Below are 18,307 nucleotides of genomic sequence, written 5' to 3'. Positions count from 1 at the left end.
CCTTATCCTTTAAAAAACACGCGAGAATTTCGTTCATTGCGGAAGGTCATCGCCGTCGATACATCGCCCTCCGCCGCCAAACGCGCCTCTACAATAAGCGAATGATGCTCTGATTTCGCACAGACGGGATCGGCATTGTGCATATCCCCTGTCAGCATATACGCCTGACAACGGCAGCCGCCAAGGTCGTCATCCTGTTCATCACAACTGCGACAGGGCTCCTTCATCCAGCCTTTGCCACGGAAATAGTTAAAGCCTTCAGAGTCATTCCAAATATGAGACAGGCTATGATCCTTCACATTCGGGAAGGTCAAAGGCAGCATACGCGCACTGTGGCAGGGCAAAGCTGTACCATCCGGCGTCACCGTTAAAAAGAGTTCACCCCAGCCGTTCATGCATTTTTTCGGGCGCTCCTCATAATAATCCGGCGTCACAAAAATAAGTTTGATCGGATGTCCTTGCGCAGCCAAACGCTCACGGTACTCGTTGGTGATCCGTTCAGCACGTTCCAATTGTGCGCGCGTCGGCAACAAGGCTTCACGGTTTTCAAAGGCCCAGCCATAATACTGGCAGGTCGCCAGCTCAACATAATCGGCCTCTAGCTCTACGCACAGCTCAATAATGCGGTCAATTTGATCGATATTATGACGGTGTGTCACGAAATTCAGCACCATGGGATACCCCTGCGCTTTGACTTCGCGTGCCATTTTCAACTTTTGCGCAAAAGCTTTGGCCGAACCAGACAACATCTGGTTCACCTCTTCATCCGATGCCTGAAAGCTCACTTGAATATGGTCCAAGCCTGCATCATGAAAATGCGCAATCCGCTGTGCATTCAAACCAATACCCGACGTAATTAAGTTGGTGTAATAGCCCAAGCGTCGTGCTTCTGCAATGAGGATTTCGAGGTCTTGACGCACCAAAGGCTCGCCACCGGAAAACCCCAATTGCGCCGCGCCCATCTTGCGCGCTTGTCTAAACACATCAATCCATTGTTCAGTCGTCAACTCCTGTCCGGCCGACGCAAAATCCAGAGGATTACTGCAGTAGGGACATTGCAAAGGGCATTTGTACGTGAGCTCAGCTAACAACCATAGGGGTTGGCGACGCTTGGCAGTTTCAAACATAGCGAATCCAGTTAAGCGTTTGTGCATGGGCAAAGAAATCGTTTACGTCTTGCTCCAACCCCTCAGCCTCTGGGTATTTCGTTAGCAATTCGCGTTGTATTTCCTCAATCGTTTTTTGGCCATCGACCCGCGTTAGAATTTCAGCCGCGCTGGCATTCAGTTGCACCATCCCTTCAGGGTAGAGCAACACCCAAGCCTCTTGTGCTTCTTCCCACTGCAGGCGAAACATGCGATTGATGACAGGAACGGCAGCGTTCATTTAAAAAGCCCTCGATGGTACACCCTTTGATCGGTGACAGTATGATAGGGTGGACGGTCCAGTTCGTAGGCCATGGTCATGGCATCCAACATCGTCCAGAGCACATCCAGCTTAAACTGTAAAATTTCCAGCATGCGGGACTGCTGTTCAGCCGTTTGATAATAATCCAGTGTGATTTTTAAGCCTTGCTCAACATCCCGGCGCGCTTCCGTCAGGCGGTTACGGAAATAGGTGTAGCCTTCCGCATTAATCCAAGGATAATGAGTGGGCCAAGCATCGAGCCGAGATTGATGAATGTGCGGCGCAAACAACTCGGTTAAGGATGAGCTGGCTGCTTCTTCCCAAGTGGCTCGGCGCGCAAAGTTAACATAAGCATCCACCGCAAAACGCACACCCGGTAAGACATGTTCTTCCGAAAGTATTTCCTCACGTGACAACCCTACTGCTTCACCAAGGCGCAACCAGGCCTCAATCCCGCCTTCGGCACCGTCATAACCGTCGTGATCCAGAATTCGCTGTATCCAATGACGGCGCACGTCACGATCAGGGCAGTTGGCCATAATGGCCGCATCTTTAATCGGAATGCTGATTTGATAGTAAAAACGATTGGCCACCCAACCGCGGATTTGCTCGGGGGTCGCCCGCCCTTCATACATCGCTTTATGATAGGGATGCTGTATATGGTAATAGGCGCCTTTGTCACGGAGGGCCTGTTCAAATTCAGATCGACTCAAGGCTTTTTCTAAGGGTTTCATTAAGATCACCACCTCATCCGGTTGCATTCTGTTTTATCACTATCGGGACTCTCAATACCTGTTCTATCCCGTCCCGCTCTATAACTGCACTTGCATACCATCAAACGCAACTTCGATACCTTTGGCATCTAACACGGCTCGCTCGGGTGAGTCTTCAATTAAGATAGGGTTGGTGTTGTTGATATGAATCAGAATCTTGCGCGGTTTTGTCAGCGGCTCTAGAAACTGAATCATGCCGCCATCACCGGACTGAGGTAAATGCCCCATATGAACACCCAGCTTATCGCCGACACCCATAAACGCCATTTCATCTTCACGCCAAAGCGTACCGTCGACCAGCAGACAATCGGCCTCGGCCATCACCTGCGTCAGCGCGGCATCGATATCACGTAAACCCGGGGCGTAGAAAAGCGATTTACCCGTGCGTGTATCCCGAATCAAAACGGCGATATTGTCACCCGGATGAGGATCTAAACGGTGAGGTGAGTAAGGTGGTGCGCTCGATAGAATCGGAAGCGCAATAAATTCAAGATCGTCAATACCCGCGATTTCAAACGGATTCAAAAATTGGTCAACGGCGATAGGGTGATGCGTTAACCCGCCATTCCAATGACTGAGCATTGTAAAAATTGGAAAACTTTGGCTTAGATCTTTATGCACACGAGCAGTGCAATACACCTGATGTGGGCAGCCTTCACGCAACATTAATAACCCGGTGGTATGATCGATTTGGCTATCCATCAACACGATGGCATGAATGCCCGTATCGCGTACGGCTCGCGCGGGTTGCATGGGGGCAAACGCAGCAAGTTGAGCGCGAATATCCGGTGAGGCATTAAACAAAACCCACCGTTCACCATCGGCACTTACAGCGATTGAGGATTGGGTTCGGGCCTGCGCGTTTAGTGTTCCTTTACGGAATCCATCGCAGTTCGCACAATTACAGTTCCACTGCGGGAAGCCACCGCCAGCCGCTGAACCTAGAATCTGGATATGCATTGTTATTATTATCTCATACTGAAGTGGTGCAAAAGCGACCCTCAAAGAGGGCCGCCCCTAGCGCTTAGCGGTTTGCGAAGTACATAGTGACTTCAAAACCTATGCGCAGATCGGTATATGCAGGTTTAGTCCACATAATCGACTCCTTTTTGTTGTTATGGATGTCTTAATTGGCACCCTTTTGATAGTAGGATGATGCGGGTACTGACAACATGGTACTTTGGAACTAATTTTATTGGATGTTTGTCGGGACATCGGGGCTTTTTAAACGCCAGAACGAAATCCACGATACAATTGAAATAGCAACTGAACAAACGATGTTAATCATAACGATTAACATTCAGCTTTGACTTTAAAAACAATGACTTAGATCAATTTTTTTGCATTTTATTGCAATTAGCTCTACACTATTCTCGATGATTAATTCAAAAGACGGAACGCCAATATGAAAGGTGAAAAAGCGGTCATTCAACAGCTCAATAAAGTATTGACCTGCGAACTGACCTCAATCAATCAGTTCTTTTTACACGCACGTATTTTTGGGAATTGGGGCTTCGAACAGCTGAACGAAAAAGCCTACAAAAAATCCATCAAAGATATGAAGCAAGCCGATAAGCTCATTGAGCGTATCCTGTTGCTGGAGGGCTTACCCAACTTACAACATCTTGATCGTTTGCGTATCGGCGAAAACCCTAAAGAAATGTTGGAAGCCGATCTAGGTTTTGTGACCGACGAACTCACGCTGCTAAAAGATGCCATTCTCGTGTGCGAAACTGCGGCGGACTATGTGAGCCGAGAACTTCTCGAAGATCTCCTCGAACACGAAGAAGAGTATCTTGATTGGCTCGAGACCCAACTCCAGTTGATCGATTCACTGGGCACTGAAAACTATTTACAGTCGATGATGTAAGCGGAGGCATAGGATGAAAGGCAACGAAAAAGTAATCACTACACTGAACACCCTGCTCGGCAGCGAATTAGCCGCAATGGATCAGTACTTTGTGCACTCCAAAATGTACCAAGACTGGGGATTGAATAAGCTGTATGAGCGCATCGCTCATGAATTCGACGATGAAAAAGAGCATGCGAGCTTACTGATCGATCGTATCCTGCTGCTCGGTGGCGCACCGGATTTATCCACACGTGGACCCGTTCACATCGGCAAAGAAGTGCCAGAAATGCTTCAATACGATCTGAACCTGGAGTATGAAGTCGGTGCACAGCTGAAAACCGCCATCAGCCTTTGCGAAAGTGTTCAGGATTACCAAACACGCGATATGTTGATGGTGCTCTTAAAGGACACTGAGGAAGACCATGCTCATTGGTTAGAGCAGCAACTTGGTCTGATCACAAAAATTGGTTTACCTAATTATTTGCAATCTCAGATGTAATTATTTGATAAAAGTGTTGCAAATGATAATGATTAGCACTACTATGAAACCTCATTGACAGGTTGAACACGTGCTTAGGTACAAGTTCACGTGCGAAAGCACATTAGACCGTAGAGACGAACTCCACTCCGCCTCTACGGTTTTTTTTCGTCTAGCGCAAATACACACTTTCAACCACTGAGCCTTCACCCGTTGGCCCTAAATCCCTTTATTCGCGTTAGCTCCAACGACTCAAATGATTATCCCAATGCATACTCATAGCATCCTCTGACTGAATCAACTCACGACGAAGATGAATGGCATCCACGCGATAGAGCCCCCCAGCACCACTGCTGACGATAAATTGCCCTGCCTGATTATCTGCAGCCAAGCCACAGGCATCCGCAATTGAAACACTGCCTTGAAACTGTCCTTCAGGCATCTTCCAAAAAGTCACTAAGTTCCCCTTGGGTGCAGACACCGCCGCAAAACGGCCAGACACATCAAAACACGCACTTCCACCATATTGCTTTAACTGACTGTGAATGGCGGGGGGGATATCGAAGACCTGAATAGCCTGAGAGACCTGATGACTGGCAATCAAGGGCATCTGATCCGCAGGATGTCCTTCATATTGCATGGCGATAATCACCTGCCCAGATGGCGATACATCAATATGACGAATTCCACTTTGATGAAACGTCTCATCCAACACCAAGGTTTCAATCAATTCACCGCTGGCAAGGTCGATGTAACTCAGGGAGGGCTGCATATCATCGACATTCACGTTGACTCGCCCCTCAGTCAAAATGCCACCATTGGCCACCACCAACCGTTTTTGATCCGGGGCGATCTTGAGTTCATGAGGCCCAATCCCCCCCGATGACCAGTGTTGATGAACACTGAAGTCATTTTCAATATCACGAACCACAATACTGCCCATCGACTGTTGATCCGATTGCTCGGTGGTAAGCAACCAACGACCGTCTTGCGTGATTTGTGCATGACCGCAGAATTGGTGATGCGCTTCAGCCTCGATTCGTGCGACCTGTTGCCCCGTTTCATAGTTCATCACCTCCAACCAGGTTCCCGGACGTCGCGCCACTGCAAATAACCAAGGCTTAAACGGGTGAGCGATGATTTGATGGGCTCTGTCAGGCAACAAGTAGGTCAACAACGACTCGCCTTGATCTGAAAAGAGCGTTAAGCCCATGTGGCCTTCAGCTGTTTTGACGGCCGATAGCAGCCGCATCGATGCTCGCATCTGATGGCTGGCCGCTTTTGACCTACTCGCCCTCCCTAACAGGGGAGAAGCAAGCACCCAACCTAAAAATTGTCGACGCTTAATCTCCATCACGGCTATTAAACCCCAAACGTATGCCCAATACCTGCATCGCCTTGCCCTGCAACTCTTGCAGAGCGGCGAGCTCATCAGCAATTTTCGACAGTGCCTCGAACTGCTCAAGGCTGACATGGGTTTCTTGTACCTCTGGCAAGGCATCAAGATTCATCACTATCGACTCAAATGCATCGTCAATGCCCTCTGCCAATGCCTTTTGATCTTGTTGAATCAGTAAATCTTTTACGCTAGAAGGTCCAGTCAAACTGAAGAAATGATGCAAGGCTTTCATATTGACCCGCAAATTCTCTATCGATTGTTGACTGCGCCAAGACTCACTTCTCTGCCAACGAGCTTTATCGAACGAGTCCCCCAAAGGCGCCAAAATTTTCTGCTCAAGAATAACCTGCACAGGCTCGACCCAAGACTTCATAAACAACGTGGCGACTTCATCCGCCGTGCGATAATGAGTGCCTTCGCCTGGCTGCAAGAGAACTTGTGAAAACGCCTCCCACTCGGATGAAATCTCATCTGCAGTGTTCGCAACCAATAGAGAAACGCCCTGAATGAAACGACACTCTGGACGAGGCTCTTGGAACGCCGACACCCCCTCCTCAGTGAACAACACGCGCTCGATCACCGGGAATCCCTTCAGGCTAATACCTACACGGCTAAAGAACGCATCATCAAAGACAGTCTCAGGATCCGCCAATGCGGAGCGTAGGTGATTCGGCGTGGTGTTGCGCTTATCTGGCCAGTATTGCAAGGCATAGTTGCGCATATAGAGCGTCACTGGCCCAAAGCCTATATGCTGAACCGCTTGCCAATCCGACATGGCTTGACGATAGGCCGTTTGCGCCAAGACCAAATTCGGCTCTGTCGGCACTTGGCAAAATGCCTCTAGACTCTGTTGCAAGTGAGCCGATGACTCCGCCATCGCGGCATAGCGTGGCATGACATGTTGATGCACAAGCGTTGTATTCACTGCACTCCAATCAGCCTCTTGCGCCATCACAGGTAAGGAGCACACAATGCCGACATACCCGAGGGCACAAACCGAACGCCGAATCGCAGACTTGTATCGATTCATGATAACACTCTCATCGTTATAACGATTCTATAAACAGTAATAATGCCTCTCTTGAGGCCTTGTCCAAGGCTAAAAATCTGTCTCGAACCATCTGTGCTTCGCCACCGTGCCACAGAATCGCTTCAAGCACGTTTCGAGCCCGACCATCATGCAACAAATGTTGACTGCCATTGATTTCAGGCGCTAAACCTACCCCCCAAAGAGGAGGTGTTTTCCACGCTCGTCCCTTGGCATCAAACTCATCGTGATCATCTGCCAAGCCATCCCCCATATCATGCAACAGCAAATCCGTGTAGGGCCAGATTGTCAGATTGGCCAAGCCTTCAGGGGCACTAGAAGCGGTCTGATACGAAGGGCGGTGGCAAGCATGACAACCGACTTCATAAAAAAGCTGGCGTCCCTCTTGATGCCTCTCATCGCTTTCAGGTCGGTCAACGACGGCAAGGTGACGTGTATAAGCGGTGAGAAGATCAACCACTGCATTTGAGGCTTCGACCCCATCAAGATGCGGGCTATTGCCATCCGGCATACCCAGACATTGGATTTGTGCGGGGGTGCAGGCGCCAAAACCTTCAGGGAAAAAAGTCGACGAGATCCCTATATCTTCAAACAAAGCCGCTGCATTTTGCTGATGCAAACTTGGGTGCAACGCTTTCCACCCGAAACGTCCAATCCGGTTTTTTTGATGTTCCCGATCCCATACCCGATTCAAATGACCATTGATTCCCAACTCCAACCAAGCTTCTGAGGCTTCGTTCGCCAGCAAATCGTCTTCAGATATTGCCTCTAACAAGCCTAGGCCATGCATGGGTGGAGCAATGCGAGCGGACATGCGAACATGTGGAGACAAGTCGCCATAGCTTAATGACTCGATTGAATAGATCGGCTTTTGCAGAATAACCTCTTCTCCATCCGCAAAGAACACTGACAAAGGCTCATAGGACACCGTCAATTGTCCTTCGGCAGGCAATCCTTGTACGGAAAAGTTTTGCAGTTGAGCACCGTAGACGGGCTCAGGAATAAGCCCCAATACTGTATACTGTTCCGCCTGTGCAGACGTCATATTCTCAGGTTTCGGAATACTTAACCTCAGCAAGACAGAAACCGCTTTATCTTCATTTCGCTGAGGGTCGGGCGTACGCCCTCGCCCATTTTGTAAATGGCATCCCGCACAGGAGCGAGCATTAAATAGTGGACCTAAACCATCGCTGGCCGTAGTCGATGACGGTGAAGACACCCATAACTTATTGAAGATACTGCGACCTAAGGTCACGCCCATGCGTGTATCGAGCGGGAGCGTGGCCGAGAATTGTTGTAAAACACCTCGGCTCACAGCTCTAGATTGGGTGGCCTCACCCCCTGGGCGTTGTTCTTCCAGCGAGGGGACTGGGATATCTTGAGCGTACAGATCAAGACATTGAATGAACAACACTAGGCAGCCAAGCCAACCCCATCTAGATTTCATATTGATTGAACATTAAATAATAGAATCTGGATCATCCAAGCTGTCCGATCCTTCAAGCTCAATAGCATCCAGCCCAAGCACGTCGATCGCTGACTCAATTGAGCGCGTCTGTGTCACGAGCGTATCCACCAAATTCTGTACAATCGCATTGCCGTCTGTGTTGCCCGCACCAATTAGGACATCAAAGGGTTGTCCAGCATACGCCTTATCAACAATCGCTTGCGCAGCGGCCTGAGTTTGTGCCAACTCTAGTGTCAGTTGATTTGCCAATGCAGGTGATTTTGCAGTCAGTAAGTCAGCCAATGAAGGACCTTCAACCACGGTACCATCGATACGCGTGTACTGCCCGTGGTAGACATTGTTAATACCCACCACATTGTAGAAATGGGAGTAATGTGTATTGTCAGAGAAGCAATCATGCTCTTCTTCAGGGTCATGTAGCATTAAGCCCAGCTTGGTTCTTTCGCCAGCCAACTCACCGTAGGATAAGCTCCCCATCCCCGTCAGAATGGTGGCTAATCCGCCTTGTTCACCTTTTTCCAAGAGTGCTTGGCGGGCATCGCCCTCAGGCGTCCAGTGCTCTGCCATTTCTTCTAAATCACTGATCAACAAATCAGTAACAACGGATAGATATTGACGACGACGATCACAGTTTCCGCCCGTACACTCGTCTAAGCTGAAATCTGTCGCTGGGCGTTCGCCTGAGCCCGGCTCAGTACCATAAAGATCCTGACCCCAAAGTAAAAACTCAATGGCGTGGTACCCAATGGCAACGTTTGCTTCAATATCATCAATCTCATGCAGAGTATCGCTTAATAACTCGGCGGTGATTTCAGACACGTCTATTGTTTGGTTACCAAGCACCAAGGTTTGATTGGCAATAACGTTGGCCGCATAGAAGGGGTTTTCGTCAGATTCTTCTCCGTAATGTTCAACACTGACATAGTCGATTAAACCTTCATCCAGTGGCCAGGCATTCACGCGCCCTTCCCACTCATCGACGATTTCATTGCCAAAACGATATACTTCCGTTTGCATGTAAGGGACACGCGCATCACGCCAGGCTTGGCGAGCTGCTTCGAGATTGGCTTCCGTTGGGTCATTCAAAAAGGCATCAATTTTAGATTTCAGCTGAAGAGCACCAGCAACTGAATCACTGTAAGCTGCTTCAGCGATGTTGGCATAGGTCGTAATGACTTGGGCAGGTGTGGCAGCAAATACGCTTGAAGCGCCTAAGCCCAGTGCCATTCCGACCAAAACTCCTGATAACCGCTTGTTCATTGCAAACTCCATCTGATGAATTAAGATGCAGAATAATATAATTGATAGTCATTATCATTACAATTATTTATTATATGTAGATTATTTGATCCTGATCAATGGTATTGACTTCGATTAGTCGCTAGGCTTCATTTTTCTCATGGCATTGGAGACGGATTCCGTCATGAAATACACCCTCATACGAATGCTGAAAATGGCCTTTATAGGTTTGTTATTGAGCATGCCCTTTCAAGTAAATGCACAATCCTTTGACGCTGAAAAAGCAGAACTCGGCCAACGATTATTTTTTGATCCCAATTTATCGCGCAATCGCACCCAATCGTGTGCAACCTGCCATGCACCTTCCACGGCTTTTTCAGACTCTAGACCCAACCTTACCGACTCAGCGGCCTCCCTTGGTGACGATAATCAGTCTTTCGGTGACCGAAATGCCCCCATGGTCACCTATGCTGCTCAGACCCCTGATTTCCACCGAAATGCACAAGGGATTTATGTGGGTGGTTTTTTCTGGGATGGGCGTGCGGCGAACTTAGCCGAGCAGGCAAAGGGCCCCCCGCTCAACCCAATTGAGATGGGAATGCCTGATGAAGAGTCGGTCATTGAACGAATATTGGAAAATCCGATTTATCCTCCACTGTTTAAAGCTCTATATGGTGAGCCAATCTTTGAGAACACCCAAGCCGCCTATAACGCCATGGCAGATGCGCTTGCTCATTTTGAGAAAACCGAGTTATTCAACCCTTTTGATTCAAAATATGATCGCTATCTTCAAGGAAAGGCACAGTTAACGCCTGAAGAAGAGCTGGGCATGACGCTGTTTTTCTCGCAACAGTTCACCAATTGCAATCTGTGCCATCAACTCAACCCTTTGCCTGGTCGAGAAAAGGAAGTGTTTAGCAATTTTGAATATCACAATATTGGCGTGCCTGTGAACGCTAAACTCAGAGAGATTAATGGTGTCATGGATAACGACGTTGGACTCTTTGCTCATCCTGAGGTCGACGATCCATCCAGTATCGGAAAGTTCAAAACACCCAGTCTGCGTAATGTTGCCGTGACTGGGCCCTATATGCATAACGGCGTGTTTCAGGACTTACGCACGGTCATCCTTTTCTATAATCAATACAATTCGCGAAGCGCCAAAATGCGCATCAATCCAGAAACAGGTTTAGAATGGGAAGCACCCGAAATCCCTGAAAACATTTCACTCACCGAACTGCAAACAGGTCCGGCTCTTGACGACAAACGCGTAGATGCATTAGTTGCATTTCTCAAGACCTTAACCGATGCTCGCTTTGAGCATTTACTTAACGCCAGCACTGACTAATCAAGCAAATGCCTCCACCCTACCCAGCCTTTACCATCACGAGCAAGGCTGGGTCATCAACCACTTAGTTCACCTTTCCTACTTAAAAAACCTTCATCTCAATAATTCTTGAGTCTTTTACACAGTTTTTTGCGATTAATGTTGCAGTGCAACATAGATGAGCTATAATAGATACAACTTAAGTCTACTTTACAGGGCTATGACTATGCTAAATTCCAGTGAAATGGCCATTCTTGTGGCCCTAAAGCGTCTCGGCAAGCGTGATGGTATTTTCCCCCCCATCATGCTGACTCTTAAAAATCAGTTTGAAGACATGGAATACAATGTTTTTTTTCAACACGTGATGAGTCTTCAAGACAAAGGCTACCTCAAAGTGGCTAGCGGTAAGGCACGTGGCCTTTTCATCTCGAAAGAAGGCTTCGCATTGGCTGAAGCGCTTGAACAAGAACACATTCCGATGGCTCGTCTTGTTACACTTGTTTAAGTGAAACGCCATTGAACGATGTTTAGACAAATCGCACTTCTAGAATCTAGAGGTGCTTTTTTTTGAGCGAGTTTAAAGGCACAAAGAGCTTACAATCTGCAAAAAAATACCCCCTGCTTCACAGCAGGGGGATCTAAGGGATGCTTGGCAAAGCAAAGCAAACGCGGCCGCCAGTGCAAAACGACCAAGGGGTGGGCGTATCTCTACGCCCGGTTCAACAGACAGAGCAGATTCAACAATTAAATCAGAAGAAGCCCAATGGATTGATATCGTAGCTCACCAACATATTCTTGGTTTGCTGATAATGATCCAACATCATCTTGTGGGTTTCACGTCCAACACCTGACTTCTTGTAACCACCGAATGCAGCATGAGCTGGGTAGTGGTGGTAGCAGTTCGTCCAGACACGACCGGCTTCAATACCACGTCCCATCCGATACGCCAGGTTCATATCACGAGTCCAAACACCCGCACCCAAGCCAAACTCTGAATCATTGGCAATGGCAAGCGCTTCAGCTTCATCTTTGAAGGTCGTGACCGACACCACTGGACCAAAGATTTCTTCTTGGAACACGCGCATTTTGTTGTGACCTTTAATCAAGGTCGGTTGGATGTAGTAACCATTATTCAAGCCAGTATCCAGCTGCTCTTTATCGCCACCGATAAGGATTTCTGCACCCTCATCACGGCCGATATCAAAGTAGCCCATGATCTTCGTAAACTGCTCTTCAGACGCTTGAGCACCGACCATGACTTCAGTATCCAGCGGGTTGCCACGCTTGATTTGCTTGGTACGTTCGATGACCAGATTAATAAAGTCATCGTAGATATCTTCTTGGATCAACAAACGTGATGGGCAAGTGCAGACTTCACCTTGGTTGAAGAACGCCAGCACAACACCCTCGACACACTTGCTGAGGAAATTATCTTCAAAATTCATGACGTCTTTGAAGAAAATGTTCGGTGACTTACCGCCCAGTTCAACGGTAGATGGAATAATGTTTTCAGCGGCACATTTCATAATGTGCGCACCGACTGGCGTAGAACCAGTGAATGCAATTTTAGCGATGCGCTTGCTGGTGGCTAAGGCCTGACCCGCTTCAGCACCAAAGCCATTCACGACGTTCAAAACACCCGCTGGCAACAAATCCTCAATTAACTCAACAAATTTGAGGATAGACCAAGGTGTCTGCTCAGCAGGCTTAAGAATGACACAGTTACCTGCTGCCAATGCTGGAGCCAGTTTCCAAGCCGCCATTAACAGCGGAAAGTTCCAAGGAATAATTTGTCCGACAACCCCTAAAGGCTCGTGAAAATGGTACGCCACGGTGTTATTGTCAATTTCGCCAATGCTGCCTTCTTGTGCACGAACGCAGCCTGCAAAATAACGGAAGTGGTCAACGGCAAGTGGCACGTCGGCATTCAAGGTTTCACGAACGGCCTTACCATTATCCCAAGTCTCAGCAACGGCAATTGACTCAAGGTTTTGCTCTAAACGATCGGCAATTTTCAACAAAAGATTTGAGCGATAGGTAACGGATGTTTTACCCCAAGCTTCTTTAGCTGCGTGAGCCGCATCTAAGGCTAAATCAATGTCTTCAGCACTAGAGCGTGGAATTTCGCAGAAGGCTTCACCGGTCACAGGGGAGATGTTTTTGAAATACTGACCTTTAACGGGAGCTGTCCATTGTCCACCAATGAAGTTTTCGTAACGTGGTTTTACAGTAGTGACTGAGCCTTCAAGCCCTGGCTGTGTATAGATCATGATAGAAGCCTCTTGTTTTTATTGAATTGACTGACAAGGAGTGAGTCCGCTTTGGAATCACATTAGGGTATTTCCAGATCAGTCGTTTACGTTCAGGCTTCATAATAGACGTTAATTCGCCACCCCACGTATTATGCAAAGGCAGCGATTTTTTACGCCTTTAGTACTGGTTTACATTGAGCCATCATTAGACGACTTGTGTCTCAATTTGAATCAGATTTGATAAGCTCACTTGCAGTCGATCACCCGATGCCAGACGTCCGACACCTGCAGGCGTTCCCGTTAAAACAATATCACCCGGCATTAAGGTAAACCACTCGCTAATATGTGACAACAAGGCTGGTACGGACATCAGCATCTGTGATGTATTACCCTGTTGACGTACTTCATCATTAATAACCAACTTTAACTCTAAATTAGCAAGATCCACATCCGCGGTCATTGGCACCCACTCAGACGCAGGGCAACTGGCATCAAAAGCTTTTGCTTTTTCCCAAGGCAAGCCTTTCTCTTTTAACTTTGACTGGAGATCCCGTAAGGTTAAATCCAACGCCACGCCTACACCTGCAATCGCATCAAACGCATCTTCTGGTGTTGCCTGAGTTAAGGGCGCACCAATCAGAACCATTAACTCCGTTTCATAATGCACATCCCCTTTGTCACCCGCGAGCTGAACAGGTGCACGCAGATTTGCCAACGACGTGGAGGGCTTGATGAAAAGCAGTGGTTCAGTCGGCACGGGATTATTCAATTCTTTTGCATGCTCAGCATAGTTACGCCCAACACACACGACTTTTCCAACGGGTAAATCTGACGCTTGAGTACCCACAAAATGATGTTTGTATTGCATGCAAAACTCCTCAAAGATAAGGGTTAGTGAGAAAAAGTCTCTTTTCGTTGCCAATATAACAGGATTAATGAACAGATAAGAGTCAAGGTAAATACAATCATTGAGCCCAGCACAACACCTGACCATCCCTGAGCTTGCCAGAAAGGATACAAGTAATACCCGCCCGCACTGGCACCCACGTAATAGAACACCAAATACAGGGCTGAAGCACTGGCTCTGGCCGTGTGTGCATGGCGGCTGACCCAACTGCTGGCCACAGAGTGAGTGAAGAAAAAACCAAAGCTATTAATGAAAAATCCCAGCACAATGGCCCACAAAGAGTCATGCAGCGTCAACGCAGTTCCTAGCATTAGAATCAGGATGCCAACGCTCATGCAAAGAGGTGACGAAAATCTTTGAGCAATGCGCCCCGAGACCATAGAACCCGCAGTACCCGTTAAATAGGTTAAAAACAACAACCCCAAAATGCTGGCAGGTAAGGCATATGGAGGCTCCGCTAAGACGAAGGTAATGTAAGTGTACTGATTCAAAAATATAAAGAAATTCAAGCCTCCGATAATATAGGCCATCAGTAACTTTGGATTAGACACATGAAGCGCCAAGTCTTTAAGCATACCCAGCAAACTAAACGCCTTGGGTTTAAAATGTTGCGAGGGCGGTAATAACCACGCCACCAATGCAATGCAGCAACAACTTAAGCCAGTCAGCATGAGAAAAACAGCAGGCCAACCCAACCAGTCGCCAACAATCCCGCCAAGAATACGACCACTGACGCCGCCTAATGAATTTCCGGCAATATACAACCCTACTGCCGTCATCATGGCCTTCGGCGTAAACTCATCGCCCATATACGCGATGGCAACCGCAGGTACTCCGGCCAGAAAAAACCCCTGTACCGCTCTTAACCAAAACAGTGACGAGTAATCCCTTGCGAAGAACAAGAGTACCGACACCAACATTACACCGATCAGCGTAAATACAATAATGCCACGGCGTCCCACTACATCGGACAGTGGACCGTAAAACAGTAAGGAAAAGCCCAATACCAAGGTTGCAATCGTATAGGTACGAGACACCGCCAGTTCAGACAACTCTAAACTGGTTGCAACCAAAGGCAATAAAGGCTGCATCCCATGAAGATTTGCAAACACCATGAATGAAGCAATACACAATGCCAAGGTGGCTCGCCAAAATTGTGGACTGGTGGTTTCGATCATCTGCGTATCCAAAAGGGATGAATTGAGATTTGAATTCTAACAGCGAATAATGCATCATAAAAATATATACATTTTATGAAAACCATAATATAAACTTATATGAACTTAAAACACTTACGCTACTTCGTCACCGTTGCCGAACTTGGAAGCTTTACGGCTGCAGCCGAACAGCTTCATCTGGCACAACCGGCTGTCAGTATGGCGATTCAAAAACTGGAGCGCAGCTTGTCCGTTCAGCTCTTTCATCGTCATGAACGCCAAATCAGCCTGACGGATGAAGGCAATGAGCTGCTGATATTGGCAAAGCGTATTCTGATGAGTGCGGATGAAGCCACTCTAGCAATGAAAGAACTCAGTGGATTACAACGTGGCGAGGTTCGAATTGGGATACCCGGTATGCTGGGCTCCTATTACTTCCCTCCCATTTTAATGGCCTTTCGGCATCAACACCCCGCCCTACAGCTCTCGGTGATTGAAGCAGGCACTCGCAAACTACAACAAATGCTAATTAATGGTGAAATTGATATCGGCGTCATTGTGGAAGACACCCCTTCAATTGAGTTAGACACTCTGCCCTTCTTGCGCGAGCAAATGATGGTCGTTATGGCGTCAGATCATCCCTTAGCAACAAAAGCCTCAATTGACATTGATGACCTTTCTGAAGAAGAGTTGGTACTGTTTAAAGAGGGGTATTTCCATCGAGAAGTGATCGACAAGCTTCTACTTCAACATGGAATCAAACCTCATATTGGCTTTGAGACGAATTTAATTCCATTAATTAAGCAGATCGTTAAACAAGGCTTTGGCATTTCTACCTTACTTGAAATGGTGATTAAGGACGAGCCCGCATTGATTGCCCGTCCCTTCAGCGAACCCGTACTTCTCGATTTATGCATCGCATGGCGTAAAAACGGTTACCTTTCCAAAGCCAACCGTTGTTTTATTGATTTTGTTGCCGCTCAAAAAACTCAGCCATGACGTTGGCGCTTTGACAAAAGAGGACTATGATAGTCCCCTATTTTTTATATCCGGTCACTGGAGCCAAGCATGTTAAGTGTAAATCAATATTTTGATGGTAATGTAATGTCCATTGGGTTTAGTTCTAACGAAGGCCCAGTCACATCAGGCGTGATGGCACCAGGTGAATACACCTTTGGCACCAGCCAAGATGAATTAATGAAAGTGGTACACGGTGAACTCGTGGTTAAACTCCCTGGAAGTGATACTTGGCAGGCATTCCCGGCGGGCACAGAGTTTTCCGTTGCAGCCAACCAATCCTTTGATTTGAAAGTTGCAACTGCAACGGCCTATCTTTGCTACTACAGCTAAAGCACCAGAAGGGGTTGGCCGTGTTAACGCACAGCCAACCCCACAGTGATCTCGCGCAGTACCACTCGATTTCGTCCTTCGGCCTTGGCTTGATACAGCGCCTTATCCGCTTCTTTAATCACGCCGTCAACCTTTACCCCCTCTCCTGACTCACGACAACTGATCCCGATACTAACGGTAATATGCTGTGCAATTTGACTTGTTTTATGCTCAATATTAAGTGCTTCTATGGCCTGCAAAATTCGCTGTGCCACTTGTTTTGCGGCGTTTCTATCCGTATTTTGCAAAATACAAATAAACTCTTCACCACCATACCTCGCCACAAAGTCTTGTTTGCGTGTTACCGTATACTGTAAAACCCTTGCAATTTTTCGTAAACACTCATCGCCCGCTTGGTGGCCATAAAAGTCGTTGTAGTTTTTAAAATAATCCACATCAATCATGAGTATGCATATGGGAGTATCCAAAGCTACTGACAGTTCTATATCATGTTTCAATGCTTCATCAAACGCACGGCGATTGCCAATACCCGTTAAGGCATCCGTTAAAGACAATTTTTCGACTTTTTCATTATGCTCTTTGGCTTTTAATGCATAATAGTTAAAGGCACCTGCAAGGTCAGCTATTTCATCATTGCCGTTTATTTCTATTACATTAGGCTGCCCCCCCACTTGCGCCAACACCTTATCTTTTAAATACGCCAAACGATTCAGTACGCGAACTTTTAAGAAAACAATACTGCCAACAATAAAGCAAAAGGCTATACAAAATACTAATAAAAAAACACGAGCATCCTTCTCGGCAACTTGCGTGTTTGCAGCAATATGGCCACGTAAACTCTGTTGCAAGGTCAACATCTCATAATCTGTCTCTTTTATAAACTCAGAGACTAGGCTTCTGATAAAGTTGCTTCTCCCTGCCACACGACCGGCGACACGTAACTGCTCCGTTCGCAACGCGATCACACCATTATCTGCCATTAACAAATGATTGAGTGTTAACGTATAGGTTTCCGCAAACTTACGCACACTCGGGTCCAAACTTTGAATAAGCAGATGTTGCTCATCAAGCATTCCTAAAAGCTGGGCTCTCATGTTTCGCAAATCTTGCAGTCCCGTTAGGCCTAAGCTTCTGTTCGCTTGTGTGACAACAGAAGAAAAATGCATCAACCAAATAGATAAGTCGGGCGAACCATTGGCCAACGTCAATGCTTCGGAATGGTAACGGTAGAGCTCAGTTTCATACTGTTGAATAATGACGGCTAAATTAAGCTTATGTTGTACCAACGCATTTAAATTGGCTAACTCATCAACAATAAGTTGAAACTTGACATCTAGGTTACCCTGTTTGTTATCCAATAAATGTTGTTCAATACGAGCCGATACATTCAGAATTTCTTGATGCACGATTCGGCGCATTGCCTGGCTGTTTGCTTGTGCTAACTGCTCATTCAAATAAGGGATCTCTAGAATACCCATATTCAATGTCATCGCATTATGCATGTTTGGCAAGGCTGTTTGACTAATGTCAGACAAAAGAGTCGTTGTTTTCAGTGTGCGATCATAAGACATCCAAGCGAGCACACTAAATAAAAGCAAGAAGCTCGATAATGCACCTAGGATAATGATCGAAATTGGTTGTCTCATAAGC

Annotated in this window: 19 protein-coding genes; 6 read left to right on the top strand and 13 right to left on the bottom strand. The window is 47.1% G+C overall.

What is annotated here, in order from left to right; translation table 11 throughout:
- Nucleotides 1–2: 2 nt before the first annotated feature.
- The 5 genes from pqqE to pqqA form a co-directional block, all read right to left on the bottom strand.
- Nucleotides 3–1,127, bottom strand: a complete 1,125-nt coding sequence (gene pqqE / locus F5971_RS07380) for a pyrroloquinoline quinone biosynthesis protein PqqE (protein ID WP_036510750.1) — start codon at nucleotides 1,125–1,127, stop codon at nucleotides 3–5.
- Nucleotides 1,120–1,386 (bottom strand): pyrroloquinoline quinone biosynthesis peptide chaperone PqqD, encoded by a 267-nt coding sequence (pqqD, locus tag F5971_RS07375; protein ID WP_036510753.1) that lies wholly within the window; start codon nucleotides 1,384–1,386, stop codon nucleotides 1,120–1,122. Before pqqD ends, pqqE begins: the two co-directional genes overlap by 8 nt.
- Nucleotides 1,383–2,141, bottom strand: a complete 759-nt coding sequence (gene pqqC, locus F5971_RS07370) for a pyrroloquinoline-quinone synthase PqqC (protein WP_036510945.1) — start codon at nucleotides 2,139–2,141, stop codon at nucleotides 1,383–1,385. The genes pqqD and pqqC overlap by 4 nt, the downstream gene beginning before the upstream one ends.
- Before the next feature lie 78 nt (nucleotides 2,142–2,219).
- Nucleotides 2,220–3,140 (bottom strand): pyrroloquinoline quinone biosynthesis protein PqqB, encoded by a 921-nt coding sequence (gene pqqB / locus F5971_RS07365; protein ID WP_036510756.1) that lies wholly within the window; start codon nucleotides 3,138–3,140, stop codon nucleotides 2,220–2,222.
- A gap of 64 nt (nucleotides 3,141–3,204) precedes the next feature.
- The gene (pqqA, locus tag F5971_RS07360; RefSeq protein ID WP_003243383.1) at nucleotides 3,205–3,276 is read right to left on the bottom strand and encodes a pyrroloquinoline quinone precursor peptide PqqA; all 72 of its coding nucleotides are present in this window, start codon (nucleotides 3,274–3,276) and stop codon (nucleotides 3,205–3,207) included.
- A 309-nt stretch (nucleotides 3,277–3,585) separates the two neighbouring features.
- On the opposite strand from pqqA, the gene bfr (F5971_RS07355) reads away from it, so the two are divergent.
- Together bfr (F5971_RS07355) and bfr (F5971_RS07350) are read left to right on the top strand one after the other, a co-directional pair.
- On the top strand, nucleotides 3,586–4,050 hold the full coding sequence (gene bfr / locus F5971_RS07355; protein ID WP_036510759.1) for a bacterioferritin: 465 nt from the start codon (nucleotides 3,586–3,588) through the stop codon (nucleotides 4,048–4,050).
- A 13-nt stretch (nucleotides 4,051–4,063) separates the two neighbouring features.
- Nucleotides 4,064–4,531 (top strand): bacterioferritin, encoded by a 468-nt coding sequence (gene bfr, locus F5971_RS07350; RefSeq protein ID WP_036510762.1) that lies wholly within the window; start codon nucleotides 4,064–4,066, stop codon nucleotides 4,529–4,531.
- Between the two features lie 217 nt (nucleotides 4,532–4,748).
- Here the strand turns inward: bfr (F5971_RS07350) and F5971_RS07345 are convergent, their stop codons facing one another.
- Genes F5971_RS07345 through F5971_RS07330 form a run of 4 tightly spaced genes read right to left on the bottom strand, consistent with a single transcriptional unit; the run spans nucleotide 4,749 to nucleotide 9,685 of the window.
- Nucleotides 4,749–5,864: a DUF1513 domain-containing protein gene (locus tag F5971_RS07345; protein WP_036510765.1), complete on the bottom strand. Its 1,116-nt coding sequence runs from the start codon at nucleotides 5,862–5,864 to the stop codon at nucleotides 4,749–4,751.
- A complete protein-coding gene (locus F5971_RS07340) occupies nucleotides 5,854–6,939 on the bottom strand; it encodes an imelysin family protein (protein WP_193494570.1) in 1,086 nt (361 codons plus the stop codon). Before F5971_RS07340 ends, F5971_RS07345 begins: the two co-directional genes overlap by 11 nt.
- A 16-nt stretch (nucleotides 6,940–6,955) precedes the next feature.
- Entirely contained in the window at nucleotides 6,956–8,404 is a 1,449-nt protein-coding gene (locus F5971_RS07335) for a di-heme oxidoreductase family protein (RefSeq protein WP_051514383.1), read from the bottom strand.
- 12 nt (nucleotides 8,405–8,416) lie between these two features.
- Nucleotides 8,417–9,685, bottom strand: a complete 1,269-nt coding sequence (locus F5971_RS07330) for an imelysin family protein (protein WP_036510774.1) — start codon at nucleotides 9,683–9,685, stop codon at nucleotides 8,417–8,419.
- 163 nt (nucleotides 9,686–9,848) lie between these two features.
- Here F5971_RS07330 and F5971_RS07325 point away from each other — a divergent pair, with 163 nt between their 5' ends.
- Both F5971_RS07325 and F5971_RS07320 read left to right on the top strand, forming a co-directional pair.
- A complete protein-coding gene (locus F5971_RS07325) occupies nucleotides 9,849–11,012 on the top strand; it encodes a cytochrome-c peroxidase (RefSeq protein ID WP_223116283.1) in 1,164 nt (387 codons plus the stop codon).
- 205 nt (nucleotides 11,013–11,217) lie between these two features.
- Nucleotides 11,218–11,496: a hypothetical protein gene (locus tag F5971_RS07320; RefSeq protein WP_036510779.1), complete on the top strand. Its 279-nt coding sequence runs from the start codon at nucleotides 11,218–11,220 to the stop codon at nucleotides 11,494–11,496.
- Nucleotides 11,497–11,740: 244 nt separating this feature from the next.
- On the opposite strand, the gene exaC is transcribed toward F5971_RS07320, so the two are convergent.
- The 3 genes from exaC to F5971_RS07305 form a co-directional block, all read right to left on the bottom strand.
- On the bottom strand, nucleotides 11,741–13,261 hold the full coding sequence (gene exaC, locus F5971_RS07315; protein ID WP_036510783.1) for an acetaldehyde dehydrogenase ExaC: 1,521 nt from the start codon (nucleotides 13,259–13,261) through the stop codon (nucleotides 11,741–11,743).
- Between the two features lie 187 nt (nucleotides 13,262–13,448).
- Nucleotides 13,449–14,111, bottom strand: coding sequence for a fumarylacetoacetate hydrolase family protein (locus F5971_RS07310; RefSeq protein ID WP_051514384.1), 663 nt, complete (start codon nucleotides 14,109–14,111; stop codon nucleotides 13,449–13,451).
- Nucleotides 14,112–14,134: 23 nt separating this feature from the next.
- Nucleotides 14,135–15,328, bottom strand: coding sequence for an MFS transporter (locus F5971_RS07305; protein WP_193494569.1), 1,194 nt, complete (start codon nucleotides 15,326–15,328; stop codon nucleotides 14,135–14,137).
- Nucleotides 15,329–15,427: 99 nt separating this feature from the next.
- Between F5971_RS07305 and F5971_RS07300 the strand changes: the two genes are divergently transcribed.
- On the top strand, nucleotides 15,428–16,306 hold the full coding sequence (locus F5971_RS07300; RefSeq protein WP_193494568.1) for a LysR family transcriptional regulator: 879 nt from the start codon (nucleotides 15,428–15,430) through the stop codon (nucleotides 16,304–16,306).
- Nucleotides 16,307–16,375: 69 nt separating this feature from the next.
- The gene (gene ppnP, locus F5971_RS07295; RefSeq protein ID WP_036510788.1) at nucleotides 16,376–16,657 is read left to right on the top strand and encodes a pyrimidine/purine nucleoside phosphorylase; all 282 of its coding nucleotides are present in this window, start codon (nucleotides 16,376–16,378) and stop codon (nucleotides 16,655–16,657) included.
- A 23-nt stretch (nucleotides 16,658–16,680) separates the two neighbouring features.
- On the opposite strand, the gene F5971_RS07290 is transcribed toward ppnP, so the two are convergent.
- A complete protein-coding gene (locus F5971_RS07290; RefSeq protein ID WP_193494567.1) occupies nucleotides 16,681–18,303 on the bottom strand; it encodes a GGDEF domain-containing protein in 1,623 nt (540 codons plus the stop codon).
- Nucleotides 18,304–18,307 lie beyond the last annotated feature (4 nt).

Origin of the sequence: Nitrincola alkalisediminis, assembly GCF_009821115.1 — a bacterium.
Classification (GTDB): domain Bacteria; phylum Pseudomonadota; class Gammaproteobacteria; order Pseudomonadales; family Balneatricaceae; genus Nitrincola; species Nitrincola alkalisediminis.
The sequence above is the reverse complement of the archived record's forward strand: the minus strand, read 5'-3'. Positions and strand labels throughout refer to the sequence as shown.

Bases quoted from the DNA above. Each gene is read 5' to 3' on its own strand.
- pqqE (WP_036510750.1), bottom strand. From the start codon at position 1,127: ATGTTTGAAACTGCCAAGCGTCGCCAACCCCTATGGTTGTTAGCTGAG.
- pqqD (WP_036510753.1), bottom strand. From the start codon at position 1,386: ATGAACGCTGCCGTTCCTGTCATCAATCGCATGTTTCGCCTGCAGTGG.
- pqqC (WP_036510945.1), bottom strand. From the start codon at position 2,141: ATGAAACCCTTAGAAAAAGCCTTGAGTCGATCTGAATTTGAACAGGCC.
- pqqB (WP_036510756.1), bottom strand. From the start codon at position 3,140: ATGCATATCCAGATTCTAGGTTCAGCGGCTGGCGGTGGCTTCCCGCAG.
- bfr (WP_036510759.1), top strand. From the start codon at position 3,586: ATGAAAGGTGAAAAAGCGGTCATTCAACAGCTCAATAAAGTATTGACC.
- bfr (WP_036510762.1), top strand. From the start codon at position 4,064: ATGAAAGGCAACGAAAAAGTAATCACTACACTGAACACCCTGCTCGGC.
- F5971_RS07345 (WP_036510765.1), bottom strand. From the start codon at position 5,864: ATGGAGATTAAGCGTCGACAATTTTTAGGTTGGGTGCTTGCTTCTCCC.
- F5971_RS07340 (WP_193494570.1), bottom strand. From the start codon at position 6,939: ATGAATCGATACAAGTCTGCGATTCGGCGTTCGGTTTGTGCCCTCGGG.
- F5971_RS07335 (WP_051514383.1), bottom strand. From the start codon at position 8,404: ATGAAATCTAGATGGGGTTGGCTTGGCTGCCTAGTGTTGTTCATTCAA.
- F5971_RS07330 (WP_036510774.1), bottom strand. From the start codon at position 9,685: ATGAACAAGCGGTTATCAGGAGTTTTGGTCGGAATGGCACTGGGCTTA.
- F5971_RS07325 (WP_223116283.1), top strand. From the start codon at position 9,849: ATGAAATACACCCTCATACGAATGCTGAAAATGGCCTTTATAGGTTTG.
- F5971_RS07320 (WP_036510779.1), top strand. From the start codon at position 11,218: ATGCTAAATTCCAGTGAAATGGCCATTCTTGTGGCCCTAAAGCGTCTC.
- exaC (WP_036510783.1), bottom strand. From the start codon at position 13,261: ATGATCTATACACAGCCAGGGCTTGAAGGCTCAGTCACTACTGTAAAA.
- F5971_RS07310 (WP_051514384.1), bottom strand. From the start codon at position 14,111: ATGCAATACAAACATCATTTTGTGGGTACTCAAGCGTCAGATTTACCC.
- F5971_RS07305 (WP_193494569.1), bottom strand. From the start codon at position 15,328: ATGATCGAAACCACCAGTCCACAATTTTGGCGAGCCACCTTGGCATTG.
- F5971_RS07300 (WP_193494568.1), top strand. From the start codon at position 15,428: ATGAACTTAAAACACTTACGCTACTTCGTCACCGTTGCCGAACTTGGA.
- ppnP (WP_036510788.1), top strand. From the start codon at position 16,376: ATGTTAAGTGTAAATCAATATTTTGATGGTAATGTAATGTCCATTGGG.
- F5971_RS07290 (WP_193494567.1), bottom strand. From the start codon at position 18,303: ATGAGACAACCAATTTCGATCATTATCCTAGGTGCATTATCGAGCTTC.